Genomic DNA, 14,688 nt, shown 5'->3' on the forward strand with positions numbered 1-14,688 from the left:
AAACTATGGCGACTGTATCAGCTAATTCGGCAACCGTGGCACATGCAGCAGAGCATGAGCACCATGAGCCGCAAAGTTTTTGGCGCAAATATATTTTCTCGGAAGACCATAAAACCATTGCCAAGCAATATCTGATCTCGGGTATCTTTTGGTCAATCATAGGTATTAGTTTATCGGTCATGTTTCGACTTCAGTTAGGGTTTCCTAATATGAAGTTAGATTTCTTACGTCCAATTCTCGGTACCTGGATTAACGACACTGGTAAGCTTGACCCTGACTTCTATTTGGCATTAGTAACAATGCACGGTACGATAATGGTGTTCTTCGTACTTACGGCAGGTTTGAGTGGCACATTCTCTAACTTCCTCATCCCGTTACAAGTAGGCGCACGTGACATGGCTTCAGGCTTCCTAAACATGTTATCGTACTGGTTCTTCTTTATGGCCAGCGTTCTGATGTTCGGCTCATTGTTTATCGAAACAGGGCCAGCATCGGGTGGATGGGTTATTTATCCACCACTAAGTGCTTTACCACAAGCTCACAAAGGGTCAGAACTTGGAATGACGCTGTGGCTGATTAGTATGGCTCTATTTATCGTATCGCAGTTGCTGGGTGGTATTAATTACATTACTACCGTTATTAACTTGCGAACGCGTGGTATGTCATTCAGTAAGTTACCATTAACAATCTGGGCTTTCTTATTGACTGCTGTTCTTGGCCTAATCTCATTCCCTGTATTATTATCGGCTGCCCTGCTTCTTATTTTTGACCGTAGTTTTGGAACTAGCTTCTATCTGTCTGAGATTTATATTAAAGGAGAGGCATTGCCAAATGTGGGTGGTAGTCCAATTCTGTTCCAACACTTATTTTGGTTCTTAGGACACCCTGAAGTATATATTGTATTGCTTCCAGCGCTCGGTATGACTTCAGAAATCATTGCAACAAACTCTCGGAAACCAATTTTCGGGTATCGTGCCATGATTGCCTCTATGATGGGTATCGCGTTTCTGGCCTTTATTGTATGGGCGCACCATATGTTTGTGACGGGTATGAATCCATTCCTGGGTTCGATATTCATGTTCCTGACACTTATCATTGCGGTTCCATCTGCTGTAAAAGCTTTTAACTACATTACCACGCTGTGGCGAGGCAACATCCGGTTCACTCCAGCCATGTTGTTCTCAATTGGCCTGGTATCATTCTTTATATCAGGCGGTCTAACCGGTATTATTCTGGGTAACTCAGCACTTGATATTCAACTGCACGATACCTACTTCGTAGTAGCTCACTTCCACTTGGTAATGGGTGCTGCATCGGCTTTTGGCTTACTGGCGGGTGTTTACCATTGGTTCCCCAAAATGTTTGGCCGCATGATGAATGAGAAGCTTGGTTATATTCACTTCTGGCTGACGTTCATTGGTATCTATCTTGTATTTTTCCCAATGCACTATATAGGTATTGCTGGTTTTCCTCGCCGATATTATGCGTTTACAAGCTATGATTTCACGAAGAATATCTTTGCTGATATGAACGCGTTTATCAGCTTGGCCGCTATTTTTACCTTTACAGCCCAGTGGATATTCGTCTATAACTTTGTTTATAGCTTAATTAAAGGAAAGAAATCTCCACAGAATCCCTGGAAGTCGAACACGTTGGAGTGGACGGCACCGATCAACCCTGGGCATGGCAACTGGCCTGGTGAAATTCCAGCTGTATACCGGTGGCCATATGATTATAGCAAGCCAGGTGCAAAGGATGATTTCATTCCCCAAAACGTGCCATATTCACAAACTCCGGAATCCAACCTGCCCCATGAAAATGAGCTTATAGGTTTGGAAAAAGAGATTGAGGCACAAAACCTGAATGACCAGTTCAATCAGCCTCACTAATAAACAAGAACAGCGTTTCCGGAGCCTGGTGTTTCTGACAATTATTGTTATCTATCTGGTTATTTTAGCCGGTGGGATTGTTAGAAGTACAGGCTCTGGAATGGGCTGTCCAGATTGGCCAAAATGCTTTGGACGTTGGGTGCCCCCTACGGAAATCTCACAGTTGCCGGTAAATTATCAGGCAATTTATGGCGCAAAGCTGAAGGGAGAGGTTGAATTCAATCCCTTAAAAACCTGGATAGAATACGCCAATCGACTAGTAGGTGTCTTATCCGGTTTTTTCGTTTTTGCTACTCTTATTGCTTCTTTGTCCTATCTACGCAGAGACAAAGTCATTTTCTGGGGGAGTCTTGGTGCTTTTTTACTGATTGGCGCTAATGGTTGGCTGGGTTCTCAAGTGGTGGCTACTGAGTTAGCTCCTCATATGATAACAATACACATGTTATTAGCCATTGCCTTAGTTTTTGCCCTCCTGTTTGTACTACTTAGAGCAAGTGCACCAAAACAGCCTAGAATACTTAATGCAGCATCACAGCAACGGTTATTACTAGTTGCAATAGCTCTAACGTTAGGGCAAATTGTATTGGGCACGCAGGTGAGAGATGCGCTTGATATAGTAGCTAAAAGCTTTGATTATACCAATAGAGAAAGCTGGATTGATCAATTAGACTGGCGGTTTTATATTCATCGTTCATTCTCATTGGTACTGCTCGCTTTTCATCTATTTGTCATTTACCGCCTTCGTAAACTAAATGTAGTTGGTAGAATATCAGATTTGATAAAAGCGCTATTCGCTGTTGTTGTCATCGAAATAGGAACTGGTGTCTTGATGGCATATTTCGGTGTCCCGGCAGTAGCACAGCCAATCCACTTAGTACTAGCCTTAGTCATGATTGGATTACAGTTTTCGATATGGTTTCTGGTAACGCCAACGTTATTAGTGGCTAATCAACTATCTCAGAAATCTCGATTTGTAGAGGTATAATATGGAAAAGGTAGTAGCAGTAACACTTACTAGCGTAAAAGCGAAAGCGTACATTGAGTTGTTGAAATTAAAACTTACGCTGGCGGTCGTATTCTCTGGCGTATTTGGATATTGTCTGGCTGTAGATCAGATTAGTTGGTTGAAAATTGCCATTTTGGTTATTGCTTCAATAAGCATTACTGGTGCTGCAAATATTATCAATCAAATTATCGAGAAAGATTCAGATAAAGTAATGAAGCGGACGGCTACACGCCCCTTGCCAACTGGCCGATTAACCGTGCGTGAAGCAGCTACGTTTGCATTTGTTTTGTTTAGTGCTGCTTGCTATTTATATGTCCAGTTCTTTAATATTCGGGCAGCTGCACTAGCTGTACTATCCTTATTGCTCTACGGGTTTGTTTATACTCCATTAAAACGTAAAGGTCAGATTGCCGTATTTGTAGGTGCCTTACCAGGTGCATTTCCGCCAATGATTGGTTGGGTAGCAGCCACAAACCACTTTGGCTGGGTACCAGGAATATTATTCGCTGTACAGTTTTTTTGGCAGTTTCCACATTTCTGGTCAATTGGTTGGCTAGCTTTTGATGAGTATAAAAAAGCTGGGATACAGATGATGCCTGGTGATGGAAAGACAACCGAAACAGCCTTCAAAATCATGATTTATACACTATTCCTGATTCCTGTAGGTTGGTTGCCTTATCTACTTGGTGTAACAGGAATTACATCGGCATTAGTAGCTATGCTGGGCGGAATCTTGTTCCTTGCACAAACGTTTCACTTGATGAGAACCTGTACCGATAGGGCCGCCCTGCAAATGATGTTCGGGTCATTGCTGTATTTGCCTGTCGTACAGATTGTATATCTGTTAGATAAAGTATAACAACAAATCATGAGTGAATTAGTAAATGACATTTCAATCCTAGAAGAGCCTCAGGAAACGCTCTCAATGAATCCCAGAAAGTTTATACTCTGGTTGTTCATCGTTAGTATTATCATGCTCTTCGCAGCTATGACCAGTGCCTATCTGGTGCGTAGAGCCGAAGGAAACTGGCTGGAATACGATATTCCTTCCATATTTTCTTACAGTTCAGTGGTTCTTATTATGAGTAGCATGACAATGCATTGGGCTTACTTATCTGCAAAAAAAGACAAATTTGGCAGTTTGAAAATTGCGATAACTGTTACTTTTGTGCTTGGAGTGATTTTCCTGTACATGCAGTTTCAGGGTTGGGTTGAATTAGTAAATGAAAACGTGTTTTTTGTTGGAAATCCGGCGGGCTCGTTCATGTATATATTCACAGGATTGCATGGGTTCCACCTGATATCAGGACTAGTTGTATTAGTGGTTGCATTAATAGCTTCTTTCCGGCTACGGATTCATGCTAAAAGCCTGAATCAAATTGAAATTGCTGCCGTTTATTGGCATTTTTTAGACATTTTGTGGTTGTATTTGTTTTTCTTTTTAGTCTATTTTCATTGATAATCTCTTAGACGCATGGCGGCTACTGTAACACACGATACCTTGACGACCGACTCGGAACAAGTGTTCGACAAAAAAACCTGGATGGGTGGTGTTGAACCTATGAAAGTGAGCTACGGCAAGCTGATGATGTGGTTCTTCCTAATCTCTGATACCTTCACGTTCTCTGCCTTACTGGTTACGTATGGCCTGATTCGCTATAGCTATCCAGCTTGGGATCCGGCCATTTATGGGGAAGTGTTCAAATTTTCGAACCTTTATTGGCCAACACCCGAAATGGTGTACGCATCTGTACCATTTTTACATGGTGTACATGCGCCACTGATTTTCGTCGGGATCATGACATTTATCCTCATTTTTAGTAGCGTTACTATGGTACTTGCCGTAGAAGCAGGCCACCGTATGGATCGGGCTGATGTGGAAAAATATATGCTCTGGACGATTCTGGGTGGTTTGACTTTCTTGGGAAGTCAGGCTTGGGAATGGTCACACTTTATCCATGGGACAGAAACCGGTACAACCATCAGCGAAATTGTGAATGGCCAAACCATACAACGCACTATTTTTGGTGCTAACCTGGTAGAAAATCAATATGGCCCTCCAGCTTTTGCCGACTTGTTTTTCTTTATCACAGGTTTTCACGGTACGCACGTATTTAGTGGTGTTGTGCTCAATATTCTGATTTTCTATCGGGCTGCAACAGGTTTATATGATCGTCGTGGTCATTATGAAATGGTTGAGAAAGTAGGTCTATATTGGCACTTTGTCGATCTTGTTTGGGTATTTGTTTTTACGTTCTTCTATCTGGTCTAATAACTGCATTTCTACAATGTCTGATCACTCACACGGAACCCACGAGGTTGGAGAAATTCCACCCGCTAATACAGGTCTTATCTGGCGTACGTTTATAATTCTATCTGTCATTACAGCATTTGAATTTACGCTGGCTTATTTAATGAAAGCCGGAACCTTACGGACTTCCATCTTCGTCCTGATGACGTTGGTAAAAGCTTTCTATATTGTTGGCGAATTCATGCACTTAAAGCATGAAGTTAAAAGCCTCATTTGGGCCATTGTCATTCCGGTAGTTTTTATCATCTGGTTACTGGTTGCTCTATTAACTGAAGGTGGTGCTATAGGCAACGCAGTTTTTGGATTTCATTAACGTATGACAACTACTCGGAAAGCCGGGATCCTGCTCGCTACGCTGCTGGTCCCGGCTTTGCTGTATCTATTCCTCAGGTTTGGTACGCAGAATCACTATGTATTGGGCAGGTATTTACCCAAAATAGACTCAACAAAAGGTGAACCCCTAATGGGCAAGGTCAAACTTCCAGATGGAAGTGTAGTAACCGATACCCTATATAATCACATTCCTGACTTTAAGCTGATTGATCAGGACGGTAAAACGATTGATCAATCTATAGTAAAGAATAAGATTTACGTAGCCAGCTTTTTCTTCACACGCTGTGGTACAATTTGTCCTCGAATTTCATCTCAGCTTACCCGAGTACAGGATATTTTTATTAACAACCCTACAATCCTGTTTCTATCACATACGGTAGATCCAGAACATGATCGCCCGGAACAACTTAAAGCCTATGCGCAGAAGTACCATGCTATCCCTGGCAGATGGTATTTTCTAACGGGTAACAAAACAGATATTTATAATCTGGCAATGCATGGCTATTATCTGCCAACCGTAGATGCAGGCTTAAAAGAGGGCAAACCCGACGAAACTTTTATCCATAGCGAAAAGTTGGTATTGGTAGATAAAGAGGGGATTGTCAGAGGATTTTACGATGGCACAGATAAAGAAGATGTAGACCGTTTAGTGCTAGAAATTAGAGTGTTATTGGATATTTACAGTAAAGAATAATTCATTGAAGCATGCAAACTGTACAACCAGTTCAGGAACAAAAAGCGAATCGAGTAATTAATGCGCTGGCACTGGCTATCCCAATTGCTGTAGCAGTCTTATTGGGTATACGCCAGAAAGTTGATTTGGGAGATTGGACAACTTATTTACCACATATAAATGGCATTATTAATTCACTAACGACAGTCTTACTGTTAATGGGATTTTATTTCATTAAACAGAAAAATGTGGAAGCGCATAAGCGAACTATGTTAACCGCTTTCGCCTTTGGGTCGTTGTTTTTAGTGAGTTATGTGCTCTATCATCTAACAAACGAATCAACACCGTTTGGTGGAGAAGGATGGATTCGTCCGGTCTATTATTTCCTGTTAGTATCACACATTGCTCTGTCGGTGGTTGTTGTATGGTTTGTATTAAGGGCCGTTTATTATGCCATAAGTGGTCAAATTACACGCCATAAGCAGACGGTAAAATATGCCTTCCCAATCTGGTTATACGTTAGCATTACAGGAGTGATTGTATATTTGATGATTAAACCATATTACCTTCACTAATTAAGAAAAGGTATGAGAAGCTGGAAAGTATGTTTGGTAGTTATAGCATTATTGGCTGTTACGCCTGACTTGATGGCACAATGCGCCATGTGTAGAGGGACCGTTGAGAGCACCGTTAGCAATGGGCGTAGTATTGTAGCATCTGACCTGAATTTGGGCATATTATATTTATTAATGGCTCCTTACCTTATTGTTGCGTCAATCGCCTATCTATGGTATCGGAACAGTAAACGAGAGCATGGAAGACGTATCGAAATTACAGGCCGCGTTAAACGGGCTTTGTCCCAGGTGTAGAAAAGGCAAAATTTTTAAAAAGCCATTCTACTCACCAAAAGGATTTGATGAAATGTATGAGCATTGCCCGCATTGTGGGCTACGCTATGAAGTTGAGCCAGGCTATTTTATTGGAGCCATGTATGTCAGTTATGCCATTTCCGGTGGAGTGGCTTTAGTAATTGGCTTTTTATTGTTTTACCTGGGTCATGATCCAGAAGGCTGGGTGTATGCAGCCGTGGTTGCACCTGCGATGCTCGTAATTGCTCCTATAAACTTTCGAATATCGCGCGTTATTTGGCTACACTATGTAGCAGGTATTAGATATATAAAAGGGCTTTAAGAAGCCCTTTTTTTATGGGCAAAAAAAAATTGTAGCTCATGCAACCTATACACTACTATCTTGCATCTTGCCAGTGAACCTAAACAAATATGCTTCGACTTATACCGTTTTTTACGACTGAAGCGCAGTTGATTGCTGCCTTAAAGCGTGGTGAAGGCCGCGCTCATAAAGTCGTATATGAGCGGTTTGCCGGTAAGATGCTAGCCGTGTGCACACGTTATTGTGCTAACCGGGACGATGCCGAAGAGGTAATGCTGGATGGGTTTATGCGGGTGTTTGAAAAAATTGAACAGTTTCGGGAGGATGGGAGCTTTGAGGGCTGGATACGGCGTGTGATGGTGACAGAATCACTTATGTTTTTACGGAAGAATAAACAGTGGCGACAGGAGATACCAATTGAGGATGTTGTGGTAGAACCTGATTATGTCTGGGCAGACACGGCAGTCAATGAAAATGATTTACTCCGAATTGTGAATCAATTACCCGATGGCTATCGTACTGTGTTTAACCTGTATGCAATTGAGGGGTATGCACATGCCGAAATCGCGGAAATGTTAGGTATTTCTGAAGGAACATCAAAATCACAATTGAGCCGGGCAAGAACGTTGTTACAGGCAAATTTGAAGAAATTAGAACACGAACCATCACTGCATCAGCGGGTTGGCTAACATAATTGCTATGAAAAAACAGTCAGAAAATCAGCCAATTGATGATCTGTTTGCCCGGAAATTGGGTAATATGTCCCTGCCGCCAAGCGCTGATGGCTTTGAGCGGCTACAGGCGCGTATGGGCAAAGGTAAACAGGAGGAACGGGTAGTATTCTGGCGTAATCCAGACATACAGCGCTATATGGCTGCTGCTGCCTGCCTGCTCTTAGTGTGCTTGTTTGGATGGCTATATTGGCCATCAGGTAGTAAGGTCACTATTGATGGAATACAAGTAGCGACTACTCAAACGCATAAAATCACTTCAACGGTTAAAAAGCCAGATCAACACGTAGAGAAGCGTGTGGATCAATCAATCGACCCAGACGCAATCCATACTCGTCCAAAACAGAATATAGCTGCCGAACAGCTGGCGGAGGTGAATAAACCACAGACGATTCATGAACGAAATATCGTTTCCAGGAACCCGTCTGCTGACGTTTTTAAACCAGCTCGTAAGTCTGTATCAATTGACCGAAATGAACCAGTTCTGGCGCAGACAACCCCAGTAGCTCCTAAACCCAAGCCAGATGTAATAACGCCAGTTGTAGTACTACCAACTAACCCGTCAACAACTGAACAGGTAGCCGACAATAAGCAAGTGATAAAATCTGCACCAGCCGCTGAACGGGTTCTGGTTGTAACGATTGCTGAACCGGAAGCGTTAGTTGCTGCTCGCCAGGCTGCTAAGGCGTCCATTGATGAGAAGCCCGTAGTGGCAGTCAGTGACAAACCAGAAAAAGAAACCAAAGCGGGTGGTTTGTGGCAGCAGGTCAAACGGATTAAACAAGGGGAAGTATTGGCTCGTCAGGATAACCCAAGCGATGATGAACGGGGTTTACTCGGCCGGGCATATAGTGGCTTGAAACACAGTTTAGATAAAGATAAATCAGCTAAACAATGAATAGGGGATTGTTTTTGGTCGCAGCAGCAACCATATTTTTCATGACGTTAGCGACTCAGGCTAAACCACTCAGCCCAACCGATTCGTTGGTCATTCGGTTTGCGAACCGCACGCGTTTGGTAATTTATGGGCCGGATAAGGCTAGTATTCAGGCCTTGTCGAATTATGACCTCAATAAAATCGTGCGAGAAATGGGCATGAAACTGGATTCTGTACCCGGTGGGCCAACCGCTATTTCGCAGGATGGTGGACGCTTTCTGAAAGATACCGTTCTTGTCGTAACCAAGAAAAAAGATGGGGTTACGATTGTTATTAATGGTAATAGCGACACGACTAAACTAGCTGAATCGCAAAAAGATAGAGATAAAAAGCAGTATGAAGAAGCCTCTCAACGAGCGAAACGTAGGAGAGAGGGAGGGAATTTTGATTATGGGGTGAGCATTGGGTTGAACAACTTCATTCAGCAAAGTACATCCGTTGCATATCCTGAAGATAGTTATGATCTACAGCCTTTGGGTTCACGTTACTTTGCACTATCGATGGGAGCAATGCCAACTATTATCCGTGGAAAATATGCATCATTGAAGTTATACTACGGCGTTGAAGTAGCCTGGAACAACTTCATGTTTGAAGGAAATAACGTGGCCGAAAAGACGGCTACAGGTGTAGCTTTTCCTGATGCAGGCCGTGACCTACAAAAAAGTAAGTTGACCGTTTGTACCATTGGGGTTCCGGTTGTGCCACGGGTTACGTTCTATAATAGTGATGGCCGCAAGGTTTGCCACATCGGCCTGGGTGGTTATGTAAACTACCGACTTGATAGTTATCGGAAGATCAAAGAAGCGGATGGAAGCAGAGACCGTCGGCATTCGGATTATTACCTAACTAATATTCGCTACGGGTTGATGGCTCATTTGGGTATTCGTAGCCTGGATTTTTTTGTGAAGTATGACATGAGTCCATTATTCGAAGCAGGTAAAGGGCCGGATGTTCGCACTTTAGCATTTGGTATTGGCTTCTAAACTATGCCAGAAAAATCTATTTCTATCATTGGCCTGGGTTGGCTAGGGCTGCCATTAGCTAAGCAATTACTAGTGGAAGACTTTCGGGTAAAGGGCAGTACAACATCAGTTGAGAAAGCTGCTTTGTTAAGACAGAATGGCATCGAGACATGTTCACTCCAGCTAACCCCTGAGCCAGTTGGCGACCTTACTCAATTACTTCAGACTGATACGCTGATTATTAATGTTCCACCCAAAGCTGGAAAACTAGGCGAAGATTTTCATCCGACACAGGTTAATTCTCTAACGGATGCAATACGCCAATCGTCAATAAAGCATATCATCTACGTTAGCTCCACATCCGTTTATCCTGAATTAAATCGGATTATTGTCGAACAGGATGTTACAGAGCTTCAGCAATCTGCCTCACAAGGAATAACTAAGGCTGAACAGTTGGTTCAAAGCCTTACTCCCAAACGGCTTGTAACGATACTCCGCTGCGGAGGGCTGATGGGTTACGATCGTATTCCAGGTAAATACATTGCTGGACGGACGGTTGACAGTGGAAATGTACCCGTCAACTACCTTCATCGCGACGATGCTGTGGGAATCCTGACAGCTATCATTCGACAAAAAATAAGTGGAACGTTCAATGCTGTTGCGCCGGAACATCCTACGCGCGAAGCGATCTACCGGAAAAGCTGCGCTGATTTTGGGTATGAACTGCCCACATTCATTATTCCTGCTGACCCAGTCCCATACAAAGTAATTAGCGTACAGAAGCTGATTCAGGAAACGCAGTATCAGTTTCGGTACGCTAATCCACTAGATTTTTTTTATCACCTATGACCGAAGTAAATGCCGAAGTCGAGTTTGCAAGAATCCTCCCGATGATGGCTTGCTTCGTGGGGTGGTTGCACGGTTTAGCGAGGCCAGAAACAGAAAGTAGCCTTGGGCGTGCCAGGTTCGAAAACGCTCGCTAAGCTGTTTATCATACTGAGGTAAGTAATCTATCAATTTGGTCAAGTCAAAGCGGTCTGAGGCCACACCAACGCCCGCACGCTGACCGTCGATGGCATTGCAAGCCTGTTCATAGTGATTCGATTGGGGAATCATGAGCGCGGGTTTACCAAGATAAGCCGCTTCACACACAGACTCGAAGCCCGCCGTAGTCACAATGGCCTTGCAACGGGCCATAAATTCCAGAAAGCGTTTGCCATCAATCGCATGAAAGGTTAGTGTTTCGTCAATAACCTGATCGGCAACAGGTACCCCAGAATGAAATCCGTCCATGCGGATGTCAGGATGTTGTTCATGCGCTTTAAGTAGCTCTACTTTCAGGCCGGACTGCGTAACATAGGCCAATAGGAAATCGCCCACAGATGGTTTCAGTTCTGTTACTTCCTGCCGAAGCAAGGGCGGTACAATACGCAGTCGTTGGCGGGGCTCGTCAGCTTGCTTGTCGAAAGACAAGGCGAGTAGCTCTTGCGCGCCAAAACAGGTTAGCCGCGTATTTAGTTTGAAGGCCTGCCGATAAAACCATTGTCCTTTGGGGCGTTGAAAATTCGGATGAAAAGCCATGTATTGGTGGGCAATGCAGATCATCGGCACGGATGGGCGCAACAAGGCATAAGTCATTCCCCCAAGCATTTCGAAGAAATTAACGACCACATTGGGCTGCTCTGTTTCAATTATATCGCGCACTTTTTGCAGGCTACGCCAGAATGGTTTAGCGTAGCGGATCCCCTGCATAGTAGTTTTGAAGGGTTCGAGTTCATTAGTACCCGCATTATAAACCAACCCTGGGCTAAAAACCGGGGTAATGGGGGCAGTGAATTTCTCGCTAAAAAATGCGGGCACATCCCGTTCAGCAGTTACTCCAACGATGGCACCAATAACTTCATGACCCGCTATTTTTAACAGCTGAGCCAGCGATAGAGCCTGCGTCAAATGGCCTCGTCCTTCACCTTGTACTAAGAATAAAACACGCATAAATCAAAGAGAGATTAAATTGTCGGGATAGGAAGTGCGCTATTAATGAGGTTAGTAACTGGCCTGCTGGATTGTATTTGTGAATTGATTTCGGCCTCTTGCGTTAAATCCATCGTGTAGTACAGAAGACTCCAGTTGCCATCATGGTCTTCAACCAATGCACTCAGCGACTCAACCCAGTCGCCGGAGTTCATGTAAATAATACCGTCGAGTTCTCGGATGGCGGGTTGGTGAATATGCCCGCAGATCACTCCGTCGCAGTTACGAGCGCGGGCTAGCTCAGTCAATTTTTGCTCGTAATCAGAGATATAGCTAACAGCCTGCTTGATGCGCGATTTAATCAGTTGAGACAGGGAATAATAGGGTAAACCGCGCCAGTTTCGGTAGTTATTATAAAACTTGTTGACCCAAAGCAGAAAGGTGTAACCTATATCGCCCAGATAGGCCAGCCACTTCATTTGGGAGGTAATAGAATCGAAGACGTCGCCATGGGTGACGTAGAACTTTTTGTCGCCTGAGCTGAACGTATAATCTTTGCGAATTGAAAAATTCTTACCCACTTTGAGGGGCATTACCTGATCCAGAAAATCGTCGTGATTACCCCGTAGGTAAACAACTTTTGTATTGTAGTGAACGATTTGTCGTAAAACCGTTTTAAAAAAAGCAGTGTGTTTTTTCTTCCAGGTACCGTATTGTTTCAATTGCCAGCCATCAATGATATCGCCATTCAGGATAAGCTTTTGACAAGAGTAATTTCGCAGAAACTCGGTGGCCTCTTTTGCTTTCGACCCGGCAGTGCCGAGGTGAATATCGGATAGCACAATTGTGCGGAACTGGGTGCTTACTTGCATGAACGAAACTAGACATCATACATGATGTAAGATTTATCACACTGTTACTAAATTGACAAGATTATAGCTCTAAGAGCGCAATGGTTCATATTGACTTAACAAACAACAACTAATGGAAAATCCAGTGCTTATTTTCGGGGCGGGGAGCCTGGGCCTGACGGCTTTAGACTTGTTTCAGCGTAACAGTGTGGTGGTTTACGGACTGCTGGATGATAATAAAGAATTGCACGGTAAAGAGTTTGGCGACGTATCGGTGCTGGGCGAAACAGATGATGACGGTTTTCTGAAACTAATCGGGCATAAGTGCGAAGCCTTCGTGGCTATTAGTGATGCCCGCGTACGAAAACGCTTAGTCAAGATGCTGAACGAACGACGGAAAGTGCAACCGGTAAATGCAATTCACGACACGGCAACGGTTTCCATTATGGCTACAATTGGCCACGGAAACCTGATTGCAGCCCGCGCCGTCATTAATCCGTATGCAGAAGTGGGGCAACACTGCATTATTCAGTCCGGTGTAATAATTGAAACCCAGGCAAAACTTGGTGACTACGTCCAGGTTGGAACGGGCAGTGTAGTAAACAGTGGCGTAACGATTGAAGAAGGAGCTTTTATTGGAACTGGTGCCAAATTAATTTCCGGCATTACAGTTGGCAAAGGGGCACGCATTGGAGCGGGATCAGTTGTAGTAGAAAACGTAGAGGCTGGAGCAACCGTATTTGGAAACCCTGCTAAGAAATTGTAAGAAGCGTATTTAAGTGGAGTAGGTAAAGTAAGTGGAGTGAGTTTAGTGAGTGCGTTAGATGTCGTCCACTCGCTAAACTCACTCCACTTACTTTACCAAAATACTATTATTCGACATAGAGAACCTCATTGGCCAGAAAATCCTGGTAGGTGCGTTCGAGGCCCTCTTTTAGTTCGGTTTTGTGTTTCCAACCCATATTATGAAGACGGGAAACATCCATAAGTTTTCTTGGGGTACCGTCTGGTTTATCGGTATTCCAGCGTAGTTCACCTTCGAAGCCTACGATTTCTTTGATGAGTTCGGCTACTTGTTTGATCGTTACATCTTCGCCCGTACCAATGTTCACGAACAACTCGTCGTTATAATGTTCCATTAAAAAGAAACAGGCGTCGGCGAGGTCGTCGGCGTGGAGAAATTCGCGCATCGGCGAACCTGTTCCCCAAACTTCTACGGTTGGCTGGTTGTTAATTTTTGCTTCGTGGAACTTCCGGATCAACGCAGGCAATACATGTGATCCTTGCAGATCGTAATTGTCATTTGGGCCATACAGATTAGTGGGCATGGCCGAAATGAAGTCACAACCATATTGGCTTCGGTAAGATTCACACAATTTAATACCCGTAATTTTGGCAATAGCGTAGGGCTCGTTCGTTGATTCAAGGAAACCGCTCAGCAGGTATTCTTCTTTGAGGGGCTGTGGGGCTAGCTTTGGGTAAATACATGATGAGCCCAGGAACAACAACTTCTTAACACCTGTTTGATAAGCATGATGAATAATGTTCGATTCAATCATGAGATTATCGTACAGAAATTCGGCACGATAGGTGTTGTTAGCCATAATGCCACCGACTTTGGCCGCAGCCAGAAACACATATTCGGGGCGTTCCTGCGCAAAAAAGTCGGCAACAGCCGTCTGATTACGCAAATCCAGCTCAGACGATGTTCGGGTTATAATAGTAGTGTAGCCTTCAGCTTGAAGTTTACGAGTAATAGCCGAACCGACCATGCCTCGATGTCCGGCAACATAAATACGGGCCTGTTTTTCCACGAGAATTGATTATAAACAAACCGCCGACTATTGGCGGACG

Annotated in this window: 17 protein-coding genes; 14 read left to right on the plus strand and 3 right to left on the minus strand. The window is 43.8% G+C overall.

All coding sequences use genetic code 11. The features are described from left to right. The first annotated feature begins 5 nt into the window (after positions 1-5). From EXU85_RS01310 to EXU85_RS01375, 13 genes are all read left to right on the plus strand, one after another. Positions 6-1,889: a cbb3-type cytochrome c oxidase subunit I gene (locus tag EXU85_RS01310; protein ID WP_142770350.1), complete on the plus strand. Its 1,884-nt coding sequence runs from the start codon at positions 6-8 to the stop codon at positions 1,887-1,889. Continuing rightward, entirely contained in the window at positions 1,864-2,874 is a 1,011-nt protein-coding gene (locus tag EXU85_RS01315) for a heme A synthase (protein WP_142770351.1), read from the plus strand. The genes EXU85_RS01310 and EXU85_RS01315 overlap by 26 nt, the downstream gene beginning before the upstream one ends. Before the next feature lies 1 nt (position 2,875). Beyond that, positions 2,876-3,754, plus strand: coding sequence for a heme o synthase (cyoE, locus tag EXU85_RS01320; RefSeq protein ID WP_142770352.1), 879 nt, complete (start codon positions 2,876-2,878; stop codon positions 3,752-3,754). 9 nt (positions 3,755-3,763) lie between these two features. Then, positions 3,764-4,354 carry a cytochrome c oxidase subunit 3 gene (locus EXU85_RS01325; protein WP_142770353.1) on the plus strand — a complete coding sequence of 197 codons (591 nt, stop codon included), beginning with the start codon at positions 3,764-3,766 and terminating at the stop codon, positions 4,352-4,354. A 15-nt stretch (positions 4,355-4,369) separates the two neighbouring features. Continuing rightward, positions 4,370-5,167: a cytochrome c oxidase subunit 3 gene (locus EXU85_RS01330; protein WP_142770354.1), complete on the plus strand. Its 798-nt coding sequence runs from the start codon at positions 4,370-4,372 to the stop codon at positions 5,165-5,167. Between the two features lie 16 nt (positions 5,168-5,183). Continuing rightward, complete coding sequence (locus EXU85_RS01335) at positions 5,184-5,519, plus strand: cytochrome C oxidase subunit IV family protein (protein ID WP_142770355.1); 336 nt, start codon at positions 5,184-5,186, stop codon at positions 5,517-5,519. A 3-nt stretch (positions 5,520-5,522) separates the two neighbouring features. Further along, positions 5,523-6,233, plus strand: a complete 711-nt coding sequence (locus tag EXU85_RS01340) for an SCO family protein (RefSeq protein WP_142770356.1) — start codon at positions 5,523-5,525, stop codon at positions 6,231-6,233. An 11-nt stretch (positions 6,234-6,244) separates the two neighbouring features. Beyond that, a complete protein-coding gene (locus EXU85_RS01345) occupies positions 6,245-6,787 on the plus strand; it encodes a DUF420 domain-containing protein (protein ID WP_142770357.1) in 543 nt (180 codons plus the stop codon). A 238-nt stretch (positions 6,788-7,025) separates the two neighbouring features. Further along, positions 7,026-7,403 (plus strand): DUF983 domain-containing protein, encoded by a 378-nt coding sequence (locus EXU85_RS01355; RefSeq protein ID WP_142770359.1) that lies wholly within the window; start codon positions 7,026-7,028, stop codon positions 7,401-7,403. Positions 7,404-7,492: 89 nt separating this feature from the next. Then, positions 7,493-8,071 (plus strand): RNA polymerase sigma factor, encoded by a 579-nt coding sequence (locus EXU85_RS01360; protein WP_142770360.1) that lies wholly within the window; start codon positions 7,493-7,495, stop codon positions 8,069-8,071. 10 nt (positions 8,072-8,081) lie between these two features. Beyond that, on the plus strand, positions 8,082-9,011 hold the full coding sequence (locus tag EXU85_RS01365; RefSeq protein WP_142770361.1) for a hypothetical protein: 930 nt from the start codon (positions 8,082-8,084) through the stop codon (positions 9,009-9,011). Positions 9,012-9,052: 41 nt separating this feature from the next. Further along, positions 9,053-10,033, plus strand: a complete 981-nt coding sequence (locus EXU85_RS01370; protein WP_246859392.1) for a hypothetical protein — start codon at positions 9,053-9,055, stop codon at positions 10,031-10,033. Between the two features lie 3 nt (positions 10,034-10,036). Beyond that, positions 10,037-10,861 (plus strand): NAD(P)H-binding protein, encoded by an 825-nt coding sequence (locus EXU85_RS01375; RefSeq protein WP_142770363.1) that lies wholly within the window; start codon positions 10,037-10,039, stop codon positions 10,859-10,861. Here the strand turns inward: EXU85_RS01375 and EXU85_RS01380 are convergent. Both EXU85_RS01380 and EXU85_RS01385 read right to left on the minus strand, forming a co-directional pair. Further along, entirely contained in the window at positions 10,856-12,004 is a 1,149-nt protein-coding gene (locus EXU85_RS01380; protein ID WP_142770364.1) for a glycosyltransferase family protein, read from the minus strand. The two genes, EXU85_RS01375 and EXU85_RS01380, sit on opposite strands and share 6 nt — an antisense overlap. A gap of 14 nt (positions 12,005-12,018) precedes the next feature. Next, entirely contained in the window at positions 12,019-12,855 is an 837-nt protein-coding gene (locus EXU85_RS01385; protein ID WP_142770365.1) for a UDP-2,3-diacylglucosamine diphosphatase, read from the minus strand. A 112-nt stretch (positions 12,856-12,967) separates the two neighbouring features. On the opposite strand from EXU85_RS01385, the gene EXU85_RS01390 reads away from it, so the two are divergent. After that, on the plus strand, positions 12,968-13,600 hold the full coding sequence (locus EXU85_RS01390; protein WP_142770366.1) for an acetyltransferase: 633 nt from the start codon (positions 12,968-12,970) through the stop codon (positions 13,598-13,600). Between the two features lie 106 nt (positions 13,601-13,706). Here the strand turns inward: EXU85_RS01390 and EXU85_RS01395 are convergent, their stop codons facing one another. Then, positions 13,707-14,648, minus strand: coding sequence for a GDP-L-fucose synthase (locus EXU85_RS01395; protein ID WP_142770367.1), 942 nt, complete (start codon positions 14,646-14,648; stop codon positions 13,707-13,709). Positions 14,649-14,688 lie beyond the last annotated feature (40 nt).

Origin of the sequence: Spirosoma sp. KCTC 42546 (genome assembly GCF_006965485.1) — a bacterium.
In the GTDB taxonomy this organism is placed as follows: domain Bacteria; phylum Bacteroidota; class Bacteroidia; order Cytophagales; family Spirosomataceae; genus Spirosoma.

Excerpts from the sequence above, each read along its gene's own strand:
- EXU85_RS01310 (WP_142770350.1), top strand. The coding sequence starts at position 6 with ATGGCGACTGTATCAGCTAATTCGGCAACCGTGGCACATGCAGCAGAG.
- EXU85_RS01315 (WP_142770351.1), top strand. The coding sequence starts at position 1,864 with ATGACCAGTTCAATCAGCCTCACTAATAAACAAGAACAGCGTTTCCGG.
- cyoE (WP_142770352.1), top strand. The coding sequence starts at position 2,876 with ATGGAAAAGGTAGTAGCAGTAACACTTACTAGCGTAAAAGCGAAAGCG.
- EXU85_RS01325 (WP_142770353.1), top strand. The coding sequence starts at position 3,764 with ATGAGTGAATTAGTAAATGACATTTCAATCCTAGAAGAGCCTCAGGAA.
- EXU85_RS01330 (WP_142770354.1), top strand. The coding sequence starts at position 4,370 with ATGGCGGCTACTGTAACACACGATACCTTGACGACCGACTCGGAACAA.
- EXU85_RS01335 (WP_142770355.1), top strand. The coding sequence starts at position 5,184 with ATGTCTGATCACTCACACGGAACCCACGAGGTTGGAGAAATTCCACCC.
- EXU85_RS01340 (WP_142770356.1), top strand. The coding sequence starts at position 5,523 with ATGACAACTACTCGGAAAGCCGGGATCCTGCTCGCTACGCTGCTGGTC.
- EXU85_RS01345 (WP_142770357.1), top strand. The coding sequence starts at position 6,245 with ATGCAAACTGTACAACCAGTTCAGGAACAAAAAGCGAATCGAGTAATT.
- EXU85_RS01355 (WP_142770359.1), top strand. The coding sequence starts at position 7,026 with ATGGAAGACGTATCGAAATTACAGGCCGCGTTAAACGGGCTTTGTCCC.
- EXU85_RS01360 (WP_142770360.1), top strand. The coding sequence starts at position 7,493 with ATGCTTCGACTTATACCGTTTTTTACGACTGAAGCGCAGTTGATTGCT.
- EXU85_RS01365 (WP_142770361.1), top strand. The coding sequence starts at position 8,082 with ATGAAAAAACAGTCAGAAAATCAGCCAATTGATGATCTGTTTGCCCGG.
- EXU85_RS01370 (WP_246859392.1), top strand. The coding sequence starts at position 9,053 with ATGACGTTAGCGACTCAGGCTAAACCACTCAGCCCAACCGATTCGTTG.
- EXU85_RS01375 (WP_142770363.1), top strand. The coding sequence starts at position 10,037 with ATGCCAGAAAAATCTATTTCTATCATTGGCCTGGGTTGGCTAGGGCTG.
- EXU85_RS01380 (WP_142770364.1), bottom strand. The coding sequence starts at position 12,004 with ATGCGTGTTTTATTCTTAGTACAAGGTGAAGGACGAGGCCATTTGACG.
- EXU85_RS01385 (WP_142770365.1), bottom strand. The coding sequence starts at position 12,855 with ATGCAAGTAAGCACCCAGTTCCGCACAATTGTGCTATCCGATATTCAC.
- EXU85_RS01390 (WP_142770366.1), top strand. The coding sequence starts at position 12,968 with ATGGAAAATCCAGTGCTTATTTTCGGGGCGGGGAGCCTGGGCCTGACG.